General features: G+C 57.7%; 15 protein-coding genes. 6 read left to right on the top strand and 9 right to left on the bottom strand.

Annotated features, from left to right (window positions below):
• From VFQ24_03540 to VFQ24_03530, 3 genes are all read right to left on the bottom strand, one after another.
• A partial coding sequence (locus tag VFQ24_03540; GenBank protein HET9177409.1) for a HipA domain-containing protein occupies nucleotides 1-722 on the bottom strand: 722 nt, incomplete at its 3' end.
• 166 nt (nucleotides 723-888) lie between these two features.
• Entirely contained in the window at nucleotides 889-1,359 is a 471-nt protein-coding gene (bfr, locus tag VFQ24_03535; GenBank protein HET9177408.1) for a bacterioferritin, read from the bottom strand.
• Nucleotides 1,360-1,440: 81 nt separating this feature from the next.
• Nucleotides 1,441-2,424, bottom strand: a complete 984-nt coding sequence (locus VFQ24_03530; protein HET9177407.1) for a HAMP domain-containing protein — start codon at nucleotides 2,422-2,424, stop codon at nucleotides 1,441-1,443.
• 360 nt (nucleotides 2,425-2,784) lie between these two features.
• On the opposite strand from VFQ24_03530, the gene VFQ24_03525 reads away from it, so the two are divergent.
• Nucleotides 2,785-3,021 (top strand): PspC domain-containing protein, encoded by a 237-nt coding sequence (locus VFQ24_03525; protein ID HET9177406.1) that lies wholly within the window; start codon nucleotides 2,785-2,787, stop codon nucleotides 3,019-3,021.
• A 205-nt stretch (nucleotides 3,022-3,226) separates the two neighbouring features.
• Here the strand turns inward: VFQ24_03525 and VFQ24_03520 are convergent, their stop codons facing one another.
• Both VFQ24_03520 and VFQ24_03515 read right to left on the bottom strand, forming a co-directional pair.
• Nucleotides 3,227-3,682: a hypothetical protein gene (locus VFQ24_03520; GenBank protein ID HET9177405.1), complete on the bottom strand. Its 456-nt coding sequence runs from the start codon at nucleotides 3,680-3,682 to the stop codon at nucleotides 3,227-3,229.
• 4 nt (nucleotides 3,683-3,686) lie between these two features.
• Nucleotides 3,687-4,799: a glucose 1-dehydrogenase gene (locus VFQ24_03515; GenBank protein HET9177404.1), complete on the bottom strand. Its 1,113-nt coding sequence runs from the start codon at nucleotides 4,797-4,799 to the stop codon at nucleotides 3,687-3,689.
• A gap of 418 nt (nucleotides 4,800-5,217) precedes the next feature.
• Here VFQ24_03515 and VFQ24_03510 point away from each other — a divergent pair, with 418 nt between their 5' ends.
• Together VFQ24_03510 and VFQ24_03505 are read left to right on the top strand one after the other, a co-directional pair.
• Entirely contained in the window at nucleotides 5,218-5,781 is a 564-nt protein-coding gene (locus VFQ24_03510) for a hypothetical protein (GenBank protein HET9177403.1), read from the top strand.
• 280 nt (nucleotides 5,782-6,061) lie between these two features.
• Nucleotides 6,062-7,087, top strand: coding sequence for a M48 family metallopeptidase (locus tag VFQ24_03505; GenBank protein ID HET9177402.1), 1,026 nt, complete (start codon nucleotides 6,062-6,064; stop codon nucleotides 7,085-7,087).
• Nucleotides 7,088-7,128: 41 nt separating this feature from the next.
• Here the strand turns inward: VFQ24_03505 and greA are convergent, their stop codons facing one another.
• Nucleotides 7,129-7,599, bottom strand: coding sequence for a transcription elongation factor GreA (gene greA / locus VFQ24_03500; GenBank protein ID HET9177401.1), 471 nt, complete (start codon nucleotides 7,597-7,599; stop codon nucleotides 7,129-7,131).
• Between the two features lie 242 nt (nucleotides 7,600-7,841).
• On the opposite strand from greA, the gene VFQ24_03495 reads away from it, so the two are divergent.
• From VFQ24_03495 to thiE, 3 genes are all read left to right on the top strand, one after another.
• Entirely contained in the window at nucleotides 7,842-10,304 is a 2,463-nt protein-coding gene (locus VFQ24_03495; GenBank protein ID HET9177400.1) for a tetratricopeptide repeat protein, read from the top strand.
• A gap of 85 nt (nucleotides 10,305-10,389) precedes the next feature.
• Nucleotides 10,390-10,632, top strand: coding sequence for a hypothetical protein (locus tag VFQ24_03490; protein HET9177399.1), 243 nt, complete (start codon nucleotides 10,390-10,392; stop codon nucleotides 10,630-10,632).
• Nucleotides 10,633-10,739: 107 nt separating this feature from the next.
• Complete coding sequence (thiE, locus tag VFQ24_03485) at nucleotides 10,740-11,360, top strand: thiamine phosphate synthase (GenBank protein ID HET9177398.1); 621 nt, start codon at nucleotides 10,740-10,742, stop codon at nucleotides 11,358-11,360.
• A 66-nt stretch (nucleotides 11,361-11,426) separates the two neighbouring features.
• On the opposite strand, the gene VFQ24_03480 is transcribed toward thiE, so the two are convergent.
• The 3 genes from VFQ24_03480 to tilS form a co-directional block, all read right to left on the bottom strand.
• Complete coding sequence (locus VFQ24_03480) at nucleotides 11,427-12,089, bottom strand: aldolase/citrate lyase family protein (protein ID HET9177397.1); 663 nt, start codon at nucleotides 12,087-12,089, stop codon at nucleotides 11,427-11,429.
• A gap of 306 nt (nucleotides 12,090-12,395) precedes the next feature.
• On the bottom strand, nucleotides 12,396-14,303 hold the full coding sequence (gene ftsH, locus VFQ24_03475) for an ATP-dependent zinc metalloprotease FtsH (GenBank protein ID HET9177396.1): 1,908 nt from the start codon (nucleotides 14,301-14,303) through the stop codon (nucleotides 12,396-12,398).
• Nucleotides 14,304-14,451: 148 nt separating this feature from the next.
• Entirely contained in the window at nucleotides 14,452-15,861 is a 1,410-nt protein-coding gene (gene tilS / locus VFQ24_03470) for a tRNA lysidine(34) synthetase TilS (protein HET9177395.1), read from the bottom strand.
• Between the last annotated feature and the right edge of the window lie 148 nt (nucleotides 15,862-16,009).

Below are 16,009 nucleotides of genomic sequence, written 5' to 3'. Positions count from 1 at the left end.
CGTCGCGCTAGCTCCAACGGACTCGTACCCCGCCTGTCTGAGTTGTCCCAGAAGATGCCTCCATGCGCTTTTTCCGAGTAGGCACCCACACGTTTTTCACGGAGAAATCGTTCACGACAAGGGCCATCGGCGGAATCCCCGAGTTCACGCCCGAGCGAGGATGCATGGTCGAAAGTGGGTGCAAGAATCCCTGCCCATTGGTTCCCCACTTGTTTGATCAGAACGCCCCAGTTTTCATGGTGACGATCAGTGTTCCCGATCAGGGCATCGAATACGAGGTATCCGGCGAATAGCATCTTCGCCTTGCGTGCGCTCCACTGAGTAACGAAAGCGCTGTCGATTGCCGCGAAGATATTCGTCAGTGTGTGGTCAGACTGCCGGAATGCTTTATCCGGGTCGTACCCTAGGACCCTACCTGCCAGAATCTGATTGCCATGAAAAAGACTCCGACCGCGGCGCGTGAACGACTCGGTAGCGGATCCGTGTGAATCCCCGAAGGCAGCCAACTCAACCCGGGCATGAAGAATTCCCAGGCTAGCCGCTACCTCCGCTGCGATCTTTTCTGCCCAATGTTGACCAGTGTTTTCTTGGGGGTACTTGAAGAGCCACTCCGATCCCTTGTCGTTCTCCTGATACCAAAACTTCTCTTTGCTGCCCAGGGCCTCGGGCTCCAAAACCCATTCTTGCTGGATCTTAAACACCTGATAGGGTTGTTGCGGCATGAGATTTGCTATTAGCCGTGCTTCCCGCTAATGCTGCAATCACTAAGCGGTATTGAGTTGCCAATTCAGGTCAGAAGCACCACAGGGCCTGAGGGGGCCCTACGATTCAAGATCGAGCTGCTTGATTTCAATTGGGAAGCCCCGTCGACCTTTGCCGATGGAGCGATCAGCCATGCAATTGCTGGCTGAGGTAATTTTGCAGGCCCACTTGTTCGATCAAGTCGAGCTGGGCTTCGAGGAAATCGACGTGGTCTTCCTCGTCTTTAAGGAGGGCCTCGAAGAGATCGGCTGAGGTGTTATCACCTTCCTTGCGAGCGAGCGCGATGTACTTGTTGTATTCCACAACGGCTTCTTTTTCGAGCACCAGATCGTTCTGGAGCTGCTGTTGGACGGTCTTTCCGACCCGGAGTTTCGGGAAGTCATTCAGGTTGGGGATCCCTTCGAGGAAGATGATGCGCTCGATGAGGGCTTCGGCGTGTTTCATTTCGCCGATCGCCTGCTTCTTGATTTCGGCATAGAGGTGTTTGTACCCCCAGTTGCTCTGCATCTCGCCGTGGAGAAAGTACTGGCTGATGGCCATCAACTCTTCGCTTAAAGCCTTTTGGAGAGCGTCGATAACGGCTGCGTTTCCCTTCATGTGGAATGTTCTCCTTTCACCAGATAATCTATCAAGTTTTGCAGGGCGCATCCAGAGCGTTTCGATTGCCGGAAGCCGGCGTCAGGAGGAAATGTCCTGATCGATCTTCTTCTCGCGGACGTGGGCAATCAGGTTTCGGACGCTGTTGGCGAGTTCGGCGACCTCGCCTTTCCCCTGCACGTCGAATTCAATTTCGTAGTTGCCGGCTGCGGCGTGGTCCACCGCCGCTTTGAGGTCGTGCAACGGCTGCACCACTTCCTTGGGGAGGACGTAACTGACCCAGATGCTGATCAGCAAAACCAGCAGGGAGACGCTGCCCAGGACCCATTCGGCGCGGCGCATCAGGTCGCGGGCGTCGTCGTGGTCCCGCTCGACCCGGTTCCAGCTTCGCCGCTCCAGCCCCGCCGCACCGGTCAGAAACGACTGCGCTGAATTCTGCAGGTCCACTGAGATGGACAGCAGGACGGGGTCCTCGCTTCCTGCGGCTGCGATCTCGGAGTCAAACAGGCTGGTGCGGTCGTGCAACTGCCGAACCAGAGCGGCCCTGCTTTGCTGGCGCGCCCCATGGAGGATGTCGTTCAAATCCTGCTCGTAGGCTGATACGGCGCTGCGAAGCCGGTCAATCCTGGGCTGGCCAGCTTCGCTGATGCGTTCGGATGCCTTGCCCAGTCCCTGCTGGTAGGCTTCCAGATCGGCCAGCATCTTTTTGATCGAGGGAGCTTCCTGGGCCTGTATCTTGCCAAGCCGCTGGATCATCTTGCGGAGGTTCTCAACGGTTTGCTGGCTGGCTTTGAGGTCTTGCTGATCGTGGAGCAGGAAGTAGTTCCGCTGGCTCTGCTGCGCGTCGAGCATCACAATAGAAGCGCGCTCCGCCTGCATGGCAACCGAGGCGTCCACGCTCACAATGCGATCCACAATCCAGCCCATTCTGAACAGGTAATAGACGGCCAGCAGGAGGACGGGAACCAGAATCAGACGGACGATGCCGAGACTGTACGCGACCCTGCGGCGCATAGACCTGGACCGGGCAAAAACCCGTGGCAGCCGCTGGTATCTCCAATCCATCGTGCAGTCTCCGTGGTCCGATCTGGCGATCCAACTGGCATTCGCCTATGCGCCCATTTCAAGGAAGGAGGCCCGGCGTGGGCCAATCATCAGCATCTTACCTGAAATCACCGCGGCATAGGAAGCGGTCTGGTTTTTGTTCTTTGGTGGGGAGCCTTAGCCTCGATGAGGGCGGTCGTTCCCACGGGAACTTCCCACGCGCCAAGCGCGTATAATTAAATGAAGGTTGGGTCCCCACGAAAAAACGGAGGAGTTGCCATGTTTTGCCCGAAATGTGGAAAAGAATATTCCCTGGCAGTCAATTTCTGCTCTCAGTGCGGCACCGAAATGCATCCGCCCGTGAGGCCGGCGAGGAAACTCATGCGCTCGCGCACGGACCAGAAGATTGCGGGCGTCTGCGGCGGGTTCGCCGAGTACCTGGACGTTGATCCGACACTCGTGCGCCTGATCTGGCTGGCAGCGCTGTTCCTGGGAGGCGGTGGTCTCGTTGCCTACATCGTTGCCTGGATCGTGATGCCTTTGGGGCCTGAGCAGCGAGATGTGAGCCCTCCAGCGCCCGCCGCGGCGCCGGTGTCGCAGCCCGTAGCGCATTCGTAGGTTCGAGGGTCAGCGATGCTCAGGGTCTGAAACTTGCGCATCTCAGGGAGTCTGGCGCAGAAAGGCCCGATGCTCGGTTTGCACTCGAGACTTGCAGCGGCTTTCCACTGCGTTGCTGGAAGCTGCAGGACGGCCTCCCACTTGTCCGCCGTCTGATGCTCGTCGCGTTCTGACAGAAGATAGCCGTCGATCGGGCGCTCGCAAATTACGCCAGAATGCGGCGCAGATCGCGAGCCTGGGCGGGATTCCTGCTCAACATGATTCGCTTCAGGCGCGCGAACTCATCGCGATCAATTTTTTGCACGGTGCCTCGGCCGCGATGCGGCGTGAACGCCAGGATATGGTCGAGATCGGGGCGGCGCTTGAGAGGGTTCCGGAGGCGCACGGCCCGGGCCGGCGGGCAGAAGTCGATCAGCGATCCCATTCCGACGTCGCGCCCGTTTGAAGCCGCGCGCGCCACGCCTCGCAACTCCTTGTGGTCGGTCTCATAGCAGAGGAACAGGTCGCCGCGTTTCACCTCCTCTCGCAGGTAGCGGAGGCTGGATGAGCTCTTGATCCAGCCTTCGTCGCCCATGGGGTAGATGCCGCGGGACCTTGACCGGAAATACTGGTCGAACCGCCATCCACGCTTCGTATTGATTTTGAAAACCCACACTCTCATCGAGTCAATTCGGTTTGCTCCACTCCACCACGGCCTTGATTTCGTTGTCGGGATGTTTTTCAAGCACCTGGGCGAAGTCCGCGTAGGGCACCACATGGGTGATGATTTGCTCCATGGTTTTCCCCCAGGTCTTATAAGCCTTCCCGAGGTCCTCCACCGCCATTTCAAAATGCTTTCGGCTGGCGTTTACGCTTCCAATCATCACCTGGTTGCGGAGCACGAGCTGGCGCATCAGGACCGCTCCATCAAGTTGCAGGGGGCGATCTCCGCCCGGAATTCCTGTCAAGACATAAACCCCGTTGATACCCAGGGCGCCGAGCAGGTCAAACTCCACCCGGGCAATCCCGGTGGCCTCGAAGATCATATCAATCTGTCCGTAGACGTCGTCCAATGCCGAGGGCCTTGTCTGGCGGCCATCAACATACCTGCCGCCCAGTTGCTGAAGGATGCGGGGCCGCAAGCTGTCGGCGTCCACGATATCGAGTCCCAGCACCTCGGCTCCCCGGAGCCTGAGCGCGACGGCAGCCAGCAGTCCCACGGGGCCCAATCCGGCCACCAGAACCTGTTTGCCTTGCAGCCATTTCTGGGCGTCCGGGATGTTAGGGATGCGGACCGTCTGCACGGCGAGGGCTTCATCGATGGCCTTTTCGGCAACGGAAGTGGGTTCTGAAAGGACGCCTAGCGGCGCCTGCTCCCTGGGGACCTTGACAAAGTATCGTAACTGGTCGATGACCAGTTCGGTTTCGTAGCCGTCGCGCTGCTTGATACCGCGCTCCGTATAGTCTCCGGTTGAGCACATATCGCTGCGGTTGTTCAAACAGGCCCCGCAGTTGCCGCAGCCGCGCCGGACTGTAAAACACCCGAAGTCACCTGGCTGAACGGATTGCACCTGAGTTCCGACTTCCTCCACCTGTCCGAACATTTCGTGCCCGATCACCAGATCTTTTTGTCCGGGCGGCGCGTCGGCCCTGCCGCCGGATGCTTCCTCGCGGTCGGTCCCGCAGATCCCAACCCGCAGCACTCTCAGCTTGATCTCGTCTGGAGCGCCAAGCCTGGGTTCGGGGCGCTGGATGATGTTGGCTTCCTTGGTTCCCGGAATAATGGCGATAGCTTTCATGATGGGCCCCTCTCTCTTCAAATAGTTAAGGCTTTAATAAGCTTATCAAGCTGAACAGAGATTGGATGAAGTTTTCGCCGGACTGTCACCGCGCGGGCGTTTGGCCCTTTGAATAGCACCGCCCAATTTGCAAGAGAGTAACTCAGCAAACGGCGAAATTTCGCTTCGGATCAAGAGTAAATATGGAGCGTGAAATCGAAGCAATGAGTTTGGTGCTTGTGCTGGCGCTCTGCCGCTAAGGGTATGTGGCCGTGGCGCTTAGCCGATTGGCCAGGCCAACGCTGACCACGGTGGCGGAAAATTCAAGAGTGGCAGTTTTTGGCTCTAAGTTATTTACAGGTTTTGAACGTCGCTTCGATGTAAATGGAACTGACGGCCTATTGCTTATCGTGGAGCATAGCGTGTAGATTCATCTCAAATGAAGCACGCGAATTCCCTGGACATTGCCGCCGACTATCTCCTCATCGAGCGTCCCAAGTCGAAGCCGTCGGGCTGGTGGAAATGGGCGCTGGTCCTGATTCTCGCCGGGCTGTTTGTTTCCCGCTCGACGCGCCCGGTTGTGCGATTGTCCGCTGATCCCCCGCCATCATTCTACGACCACAACCGGAACCTGGACCGGAAAAGAATGCAACATGAGAGGCTTGTTGCGCGCGCTTACTGGGACGTGGCCGTCCAGCGGATTCAAACGCGTTATTCGCCGGCAAGTCCTCTGCCTGCCGAACCGCCTCCGGAATTTAGGATCTCTGCCGAGGCCGCGACCCTGGAGTCCGGGATGATGACCGCCCGGAACCATTACTGGGGCAAGCTGAGGAATGTGTGGAACGAGCGCGACGCCTGGGCTGTGTCCTATGGGTGGAATACCGGTTGGGCTGAAAGTATGTTGAACTCTCTTCCTCAGTACCTGCCCAAGTCCGTGACCGCTGTGTTCCGGAGCCTTGTCAACATCTTTAACGATATCGCGAAAAAGATCGCAGTTCCCTGAGAACACTCCGAAGGCCGTCTGCCAGGCAGAACGCTGCCTTTTGGGCCTTGCAGGCTGCACAGGTTTGGAGTCGCACCTTCGTCAAAACCTTCACGCATGGTCTTGCTCCTCCTGACCTTTGCCCCGCACCCTGGTTAACCCAGTCTGCGACCAGGGACCGAATGGCCCTGGACTGCTCGGGGGTCGCCGGAACGGGCTGAAAATCTGCCAGATAACCTTGAATGACAATTGATCATCTCAAGAAAGGGGTAGACCAAGGCAGATGGTAGCGACCAGAAGAATGCGTCTTGTTTCCTTCGGATTGGCGGCTTTCCTCGTCTGTGGGGTGATTTCCGTGTCCGCGGCGGATACCGCGGCTGTGCGGCCCTGTTCGGACGCCAGCAACAAGATGGACGACGTGTATTGCATCGGACAGAGGAATGTTGCTCATCGCAGCATCATCTCAGAACAGAAAGAAATTGCGATCGGACTAAAATATGCTGAGCAAATTAACCGCACCGCTAAGCTCGTCAAGGACCCTGTCATCACGGAATACGTAAACCGCGTCGCGCAGAACATCGCCCGGAGTTCGGATGCCAAGATTCCCATCACCGTCAGAGTGATTGACTCGCCCGAAATCAACGCGTTTACCCTTCCCGGCGGCATTATATATGTCAATACCGGCCTGCTGCACGCAGCGGGGAGCGAAGCAGAGCTCGCCGGCGTGCTGGCGCATGAGACGGCCCACGTGGCGTGCCGCCATTGGGCCTCAGATGCAACCAAGCAGACTCTGCTGCAGTACGCCATGCTTCCGCTGATCTTTACGCCGATGTCCTATCCCGTCTACATCGGGGTTTCAGAAGCGATGAACCTGGGTGTCCCGCTCGCTTTTCTCAAATTCAGCAGGAGTGACGAGCAGCAGGCGGACTTTCTTGGGTTGCAGTATATGTGGAAAGCAGGGTATGACCCGAACGCCTATCTTTCCATGTTCGCAAAAATTATTCAGGAGGGGAGAAGGACTCCCGGTAGCGTCGCCGGTGTTTTTATGGATCATCCGCCAACACAGGACCGCATTATTAATGCCGAAAAGGAGATCAAAACCGTTCTACCGGCCCTTCCGGAATACCTGCTGTCAGATTCAGAATTTCAGAGCGTCCAGGAGCGGTTGAATGACGTTCTCGGCAGGATGAAGAAAATCGAATCGGCCAGTAACAGTAACCGGCCGACTCTTGAGAGGCGTGAACCGAAAACCGGCCAACCGCCAGACACCAGCGGCGGCCAGACCTCGACGGATGACAAACCCCCTGTCCTAAAACGTCGCGATTAGCGCTCTACGGCCGTTACGATTTAAGGCCGGAAGCCGCCCTCTCAATTCTGCTCGTGGATGGTGAGGACAGAACGAATCTCGAACTCGCGAACCCCGTTTGGAGTGCTCACGCTCACTTCATCGCCAACCTTCTTGCCCATCAGGCTCCTGCCGATCGGAGAGGTGGTGGAAATCCATCCCTTACCGACGTCGGATTCCTCGCTTGTCACCAGCCGGTAATTGATCTCGACTTCCCTGTCAACGTCATATAGAACGACCTGCGAGCCAAAGGCGATGCGGTCCTTCGGTATGTTATTGACGTTGACCAGTGAGAGGTCCGCCATGCGCTTCTTGAGCTGAGCGAGGCGGGCGCCAACAAAGTCCTGCCGCTGCTTGGCCATGATGTACTCGGCGTTCTCGCTGAGGTCTCCATGCGCGCGGGCCTTTTTCAACTCCTGGGGCAACTCGTGGGTCAGTTCGTGTTCAAGGGCTTGAATTTCCTGCTGCAGTTTCTGGACGATTGATGAAGGCATGTGGTTAACATCCTGTACTTCGTCGCTTACGGCTCATTATAAAGAAAAATGAACAACAAACGCAACAATGAGAAAGCACGTGCAAATCGGCGCCGGGCCCTCGGCGTGAGCACGATAATCTCAGAAGTATAAGGAGTTGCTTAGGTTTCCGCCCGGCCGTTTCCTGCCCTGTTTCGTTGACTTCAAAAAGCTCCTTATGCTAGTTTCAAAAAAGTTGCCACTTTTCGCGAGGGCCCGTCTCAATGGCTTTTGATAAGGCCAAAACACTCCAGGAAGCGAACAGATACATCACGCAAGGAAAGATCGCCAAAGCAATCAAGCAATATCAGTTGGCCTTTGAAAATGAACCCAGCGACCTGACTTTGCTTAATGTCGTTGGCGACCTTTACGCAAGAGAGAACAACGTCCCGGAAGCACTGAAATGTTTTTACACGCTGGCGGACGCCTACACGCGCGAAGGTTACAAGCTTAAAGCGATCTCCATCTACAAGAAGATCGTGAGGTTGGACCGGGACAGCGTAGATCCCCTGTTGCGGTTGGCCGAACTTAGCTCCGCCCAGGGGTTGGCCCGGGAGGCACGAGAATGCTTTAAGAGCGCCTTAGATGCTTTCGAGAGGAAGGGCCAGCATGTCCAAAGCCTTGAAATCCTTCGCAAGCTTTGCCGGCTGGACCCGAGAAACCATAGCCTGCGCCTTCAATTAGCGCAAGCGGCTGAACGCGCAGGGGAAGGCCGCGAGGCGGTGGAGGCCTATCTGGGCGCCGCAGTCCTCGCCCGCGACAACGGAGACATTGCGGCATCCAGGACAGGCCTGGAGAGGGCCGCAGAGCTGGCCCCGGAGAGCGCGGAGGTCCATCTTCTCCGTGCCCGCCAGGCGTTGGCCGACAAAAAGCCAAAAGAAGTCGGCGAAATTTTAGGCTCCGTTCCCGAAATTCAGAGCAGTCCTGAGGCGAAGCGATTGCTGCTTGAATCATGCCTGGCCGCCAACAATCTGGACGCTGCGAGTGGATTGCTCCCCGACGTACTGGAATCAAATCCCTCGAATTTCGCGCCCGCCGCGGATTTTACCGCGCGCTGCATCGAGAAGGGTGAGTATGAGTCGGCATTCCAGGTTTTGAAGCGGGCCGCTCCCACGCTGATCGCCCGGCGCGAAACCGGCCCTTTAATGGAGACACTGCTCCGAATTTGGAGGTCTTGCCCGGAATGCATCCAAATTCTCGAGCTTGTCTACGAGGTAGCGGAAAAGACGTCCGACGCGGCAGCAATTCCTGAGGTCCTGAAGGCGCTGGAGGATGCCTGCGTTCAATCGGACCAGCTCGAAAAAGCAGAGCAGGCTTACGCCCGCCTGGCAGCGCTTGAGCCGGAAAATCAAACCTTCAAAGACCTGCTGCAAAGGGTCCTCGGGAGACACGTCAGGGAATTGACGCCGTCCGGCCAGACGCCGCTGGCGGGCGCTAATCCACCTCTCGAAAGGGATGCGACCTCCTCGCGGTTTGGCGGCGATAAAGGTACTCCACCGCAGCCTGGACGGGCTGGTACCCCTGCCGGTTCTTTGCCGCCGATACAGGAAGGACCTGTCGCGCAGCCGGTCGAATTCGATCTATCGCAAACTGGAGGTGCCGAGGACGCTCGCGCGCATGGACCGGAGGTCCCTCCTCCGAAGGAGATTTCTCTCGATTTCCGGTCTCCGCAGAGGGATGAGTCTTCCACCGGCGGCCCTCAGATTTTCCGTCCAGAGAGTTCCGCCAAGAAGGCCCCGCAACAAAACTGTGCGGAGCAATCGGAGGTTTCAAAGCCGTCTTTCAATTACGAGGAGAGCCGCGAAGAGGTTGAGTTTTACCTTCGCCACGGGTTTTATCAGGAGGCACAAAAGGCGGTTGAGGAACTTGAGAAGAAATGTCCCGCAGAAAGCCAGATATCAGAACTCCGCAGGCGGGTGGATCAGGCGAGCCGCGAATCAAAACCGACCGATGTACTGAAGTCCGCTCCACCCACAGGCGAACAGGGCGGGGAAAAGGCGGAATGGGACCTTCCGACCCGCTTTTTAGATTCTGCATCTGCGGCGAATCCCATCCGAGGAAATCAGGCGCCTGCTGCTTCCGCAGCGGAAGATGGCAAGGTTGAACTCATCGCAAACATGGCGCGCGAACGGGATTCAACTCTGCATGGCCTTTGCGACCCGGCCAGGTCGGCTGCTTCTTCCGCCAGTCAAGACAGTCGGGATAGCGGTTCGTCCGCTCCTGACGACGCGGCGGCGGAACTGCGATCGCTGCTGGATGAATTTGGCGGTAAAAGTGAATCTGCGGATAAGCCAGCAGATGACGAGCAGACGCATTATAATCTTGGTGTGGCATTTCGTGAGATGGGTCTGCTCGATGAAGCCATTGGAGAATTCCAGAAGGTCGTGAACAGGACGGGCTCAAAGCTCTTCGGGCCGCACTTCCTTCAGGGATGCACTCTGCTCGCATCCTGCTTCATGGACAAACAGATGCCAGCCATCGCGGCAAAATGGTACGCGCGCGCGCTTGACGCGCCCGGCTTGGACTATGAAGGCGCACTTGCTGTCTATTACGACCTTGGCATGGCCTTCGAAAAAGCCGGAGACACCACCGCTGCGCTGGAAAAATTTACTGAGGTTTACAGCCAGAACATCGATTACCGGGACGTCGCAGAAAAAATCCGTCTTCTCCGGCAGACTTCCCGCTGAATGGCATCGAGGGGCCGTCGTGACAACTCCGACGAAACCCGATGCCGTAACGTGTTCCGCTGGCGCCCCCTCGCAAGAACCGCGCATGAACCGTTGGCTGGCTATCCTGTATGTGGTGATCTGCTTCGAAATGGGGGCATCGCTCTTCCTGTTCCCCTGGGTCCCGCTGTGGAGCCAGAATTTTTTTGTGGGGCATTACTCCTGGGTCTACATGCTTGCGCGGAACTATTACATTCGCGGCGGCATCTCGGGCCTGGGCCTCATTGACGTCTTCCTGGCTTTTCATGAAGTCTGGCGGTTGCGACGGTCGATTGGACTGGTCCAGTAAGGTCCGGCGGGCCGGGAGCGGACGCAGGCCGGCCTGAAGTCTTCGGGCCTTTTCATTGCTTTTTTTCCATCTTCCATGCCGCCAAGCCTTGAAGTCAAGCCTTCAACATGCCTTCTCGGATCAGCCTCTACTACATTACTGACCGGCACGGGCTTGGCCCCACGCCGCTGGTTTCGCATCTTCAAGCTGCCGTTGCTGCCGGAGTGGACCTGATCCAGCTTCGGGAGAAGGACCTGGACACCTACAGAATGATCTTGCTGTCCAGAGCGACCGTCGAATTAGCGCAAGAATCAAACACAAAAATCCTGGTGAATGATCGATTGGATATCGCAATCGCTACTCACGCGCACGGGGTCCATCTCGGCGGACGATCCATGCCGTCTGAAAGTGTCCGCAGGCACGTGGACAGGGGTTTTCTTGTTGGAGTTTCCTGCCACTCGCTGGAGGAAGCGTTGAGAGCGGAAGCGGGCGAGGCCGATTACATCCTGCTGGGACCCATTTTCGAGACTCCATCCAAGCGGCCCTACGGGCCTCCACTTGGTCTGAACAAATTGTTAGAAGTTGCAGGCCGCGTTAGCATTCCCGTCCTGGCGCTGGGCGGCATCACAGTCGAGAGAGTCAGGGCCTGCCTTGAAGCCGGCGCAACGGGGATTGCCGGAATCCGGCTGTTTCAGGAGGGCCCGCCCATCGCGGACCGCGTCCGCGAGCTGCGCCAGCAATTCCATTGATGGCCAGCAAGCCCGCTGGCATGTTGGGCGTGACGTGGTGCCTTCGGTTTTGACTGCGGAGATTGCTCAATAGAGCGGCTGCGTTCTGGGCTTGGCGCAGGTCATGCCCAGCGCCTCCAAAAATTGACGCGCGCCGGCGGTCATCAGCCGCAAGTCAGTGCTCGCCTGAAAAAATTGAATTCCCTGCTGCATATATCTTTTGGCCTGTTCGGGATGGGCAATCGGAACTCCAACCGCCTTCTTGTGCTTTTGCGCCGTGTTCACGACCTCCTGGAGCGCTTCCTCAACTCGAGGATGGTCCTGCTTGCCGCGAAATCCCAGTGAAAACGCCAGGTCGCTGGTGCCCACAAACAGCACGTCCAGGCCTTCTGTTGAGGCGATGGCCTCGATATTTTCCACGGCTTTGGCCTCTTCGATGTTGGCGATTACCATCACGTTTCGGTCGGCAAAATCGTAGTAACCCTCGACCGCCGGCCAGCAGAACGTGGCCAGCCCTGCGCCGGAGCCGCGTCCGCCGCGGGGTGGATACTTGCACGCCGCCACCGCCTGGCGAGCCAGTTCGGGAGTGCTGGTGAAGGGAAAGATCACGCCGAGCACTCCGCAGTCGAGCACCCTTTTCGCCATCCACAATTCGTTCACAGGAACACGGGCAAACGGCAGGGACTTCAATCCTCTGGTGGCCAGCACCATGTTCCGCAGCGACTCCAGCGTGGTCGGACTGTGCTCCATTTCAATCCACAGAAAATCAAAACCCAGATTGCCGCCTGCGCCGCCACTTCCACGCTGGGGACGGTGATGGTTAGACCGAACACCGCCTGGCCCTCAGCCAGAGATTTCCTGACAGGATTTTCCCACGAAGGTCCCAGTTCAAGGCCCGCTGGCAACATATTGGACGCCCCTTTTGAGCGATATTACTTCCCAATCCCAAATCGATCGAGAGCAATTATAAGGTGATTAGCGGCCACGCAGGCAAGCATTCATGCGCGCCCAGGCACACGGCTGTTGGCGATGATCTGTAGAGACCCGGTCAAGGGGTCAGGCTGGCTGAGGGCGCTCGCGCCCTGGAACGCCTTGTGAAGGCTGAGGCTTCAGAACTTCAGTTGTTTCCCCTTCACCCGGCTTGGGAACTGGCTGCCGGACCAGTTCGGGAAGCGGCTTGCCTTCAATCAGCAGCTTCACCTCGCCGGCATCGAGGATTTCACGCTCGAGAAGCGCCTCGGCGATTCGGATCAGAATGTCGCGATGGTTATTGAGAATGTCTTTGGCACGCTGATACCCCGTGGTGACAAACTTCTTCACTTCCTGGTCGATCTTGATGGCCGTGTCTTCGCTGAAATCGCGCTGTGTGGCCAGGTCACGTCCCAGAAAGATTTCCTGCTGGTTTTTGCCGAACGCCAGCGGCCCAAGATCTGACATTCCAAACTCGCAAACCATCCGGCGCGCGATGCCGGTGGCCTGCTCAATGTCATTTCCGGCTCCGGTTGTGATGTGATTAAGGAAGAGCTCTTCCGCCACGCGCCCGCCCATCATGATGGCCAGTTGGGCTTCCAGAAAGTCGCGCGTGTAAGTGTGTTTATCGTCCAGCGGCAACTGCATGGTGACGCCGAGCGCCATTCCGCGGGGGATGATGGTGACCTTGTGAAGAGGGTCCGCATTGGGCAGCAGGGAAGCCACCAGGGCGTGACCCGCCTCGTGGTAGGCGGTGTTGCACTTTTCTTCGTCGGAGAGAATCATCGACCGCCGCTCCGGCCCCATCAGCACCTTGTCCTTGGCGGTGTCCATGTCCAGCATGCTCACCTGCTTGCGGTTCTGGCGGGCCGCCAGCAGCGCGCCTTCGTTCACCAGGTTGGCGAGGTCGGCACCGGAGAAGCCCGGCGTTCCACGCGCCAGCACCGGGAGGTCGACGTCCTCGGCCAGAGGGATTTTCTTGGTATGCACTTTCAGAATGGATTCACGGCCCTTCACGTCAGGCCGCGGGACCACCACACGCCGGTCAAAGCGCCCCGGGCGGAGCAGCGCCGGATCCAGGACGTCCGGCCGGTTGGTGGCCGCGATCAGGATCACGCCTTCATTCGATTCAAATCCGTCCATTTCAACGAGCAACTGGTTCAGGGTCTGTTCGCGCTCGTCATGGCCGCCGCCCAGTCCTGCGCCTCGGTGGCGGCCGACGGCGTCAATTTCATCGATGAAAATAATGCACGGAGCGTTTTTCTTGCCCTGCTCGAAAAGGTCGCGGACGCGCGAGGCGCCTACGCCGACAAACATCTCCACAAAATCGGATCCGGAAATCGAGAAGAAAGGAACGTTCGCTTCCCCGGCGATGGCCCGCGCCAGCAGGGTTTTCCCGGTTCCGGGCGGCCCCACCAGGAGGACACCTTTGGGGATGCGGCCCCCCAGCTTTTGGAATTTCTGCGGCTCCCGCAGGAAATCGATGATTTCATGGAGCTCTTCCTTGGCCTCCTGCACCCCAGCCACATCTTTAAAAGTAATCTTCTTGTGCTGGGTTGAAAGCAGCCGTGCGCGGCTCTTTCCGAATGAAAGGGCTTTGTTGCCGCCGCTCTGCATCTGTCGCATGAAGAAAATCCAGAGGCCGATCAGCAGAATCAGCGGAAGCCCATTGGCCAGCCACGTCATCCACGAACTGCTGGATTCGCTCTTTACCGTCACCTTGACGTCTTTACTCAGAAGGTCCTTGTACAGGTCGGGATAGTTGGCCGGAATCGTGGTCTTGAATTTCTGGTTGTCCTTTTTGAGGACCCCGGTGACATCGGTGCCGGAGATGGTGATTTCCTGTACGTTTCCGCCGTCCACCTGGTTGACGAACTGGGTAAAGGTATAATTGCTGACTCGCTCGGCGGTGCTTGACCGCACAACCGCCCAGATCAAAAGCGCGGTGACGACCATCACCACCCAGAAAATTATGTTCTTGACCGCCGAATTCACGATATTACCTCCCGTCCCCAACACGAGACGAGTGCTACTTGCTTGCCCGTCATATGTTTAGATGCACCAAACGTCGTTTTCGGTGCCACTCTGGCTCCCTCACCTTAGCCACCATCATGATAATACGAAACCCCCATGAATTTGCGAACTAAGCCAGACGGGTTTCGCGGATGACCAGAACTCGATCGCACTCCTCGTTGGCTACCGCCCACGCGGCACCGGGCAAACCGCGAGCGCACACAATCCCTAGCTCGCTATCCAAAACCGGCCAGCATGCCCTCTGGCCGAAGGGTATACGATGCCGGAGGAAAAGTTCCTTTACTTTGACGGATTTCTGAGATCCCGACGGGCGGTATCGATCTCCTGGGCGCCAGTTCCGAAAGACCAACCGTCCCGGCATTTTTAGCGGGTCCAACTTGGGCCACTCCATGTCATTATATCCCTGATCGGTGTCTGCGCAGCCAATAATTTTGAAAGTCACGCTCCGGCTGATTTCCGTGACGGTTATTGTACCCGGGACCACAACCTTGTAGACGAATTCCAAAGGACTTACGTTACCCTCTGCCGGCGAGAGAATCAGCCAGTCGAATTCACTCCGCGCCGTGAGACCATGTGGAACCTGCACCTTTTTGCCACTCTGTGAATCGATCGCCAAATGGTAGATGGACTCGATGTGCCGGTGAGTAACGCCCGCCAGGCCGCTTCCCACCTCCGCTACCATCTGGCGCAACACCCGCCTGGCCAGCGCGGGCGGCATATTTCGCAGGGCAGGGCGTGAAATCTTTACGGCGCCGTCCTCACGCAGCCGCCAGGCCCCAGCCCGCTCTCTGGCCTGGTGGTCGAGATAAGCTTCGTCTTCGCGGGCCCTTGCGGCCATTTCACTCAGCAGGCGTTTGATTTCCGGGTTGTACTCCCTTTCGAGCATCGGCAAAAGTTCCAGGCGGACTTTATTACGGCGAAAACGCGTCTCCAGATTGGTGGAATCCACGCGGAACGGAAGACTTCGTCTGCCGATTTCTGCCTCAATCTCGGCGCGAGTAAGGCCCAGAAAAGGTCGAATGATTTTGTTTTGAAGGTTGGAATGTATGCCTGCCAGCCCGCGGGTGCCCGTCCCTCGCAGGATGTGCAGGAGAACGGTTTCGGCCTGGTCGTCCAGAGTGTGAGCAGTTGCCACCTTGTCCACTTTTCCCTGGCGGATAAGCCCCAGGAAATAGCGGTAGCGGAATTCGCGCGCCGTGGCCTCCAGGTTGAGGCGGCGCTTGCGGGCTTCCTGGGCCACGCGGGCTTCGCCGCGAAAAAACGGAACGCCGTATTGCCCGGCAAGTTTCCGGACAAAGCTCTCATCTTCGTCCGATTCCGCACCGCGCAGGTGGTGATTAAAGTGGACGACCGCCAGTTGAAAACCTGCGTCGCCCGCCATCCGCGCCAGAAAATCCAGCATCAGTACCGAGTCTGGCCCGCCTGAAACAGCCGCTCCAATCCGTTCTCCGGCGTGAACAAAGGGATGCTTTCGTGTTTGGGTCAGCCAGCGGCGGTAGAGGTCCGTCGAGGTCGGCATGGCATTACGCTGCCGCAATTGTAGCATTACAGACCGACGCCCGTGCCAGATTCAGAACGTCCAACACTTTGCAGCTGGCAGACGGATTTTGAAACAGCGAAAATTCATGATGGACGATGGTACAGATACTCGCCCTGTGGTGTCTGCG

Source organism: Terriglobia bacterium (genome assembly GCA_035712365.1).
Lineage (GTDB): Bacteria > Acidobacteriota > Terriglobia > UBA7540 > UBA7540 > SCRD01.
The sequence above is the reverse complement of the archived record's forward strand: the minus strand, read 5'-3'. Positions and strand labels throughout refer to the sequence as shown.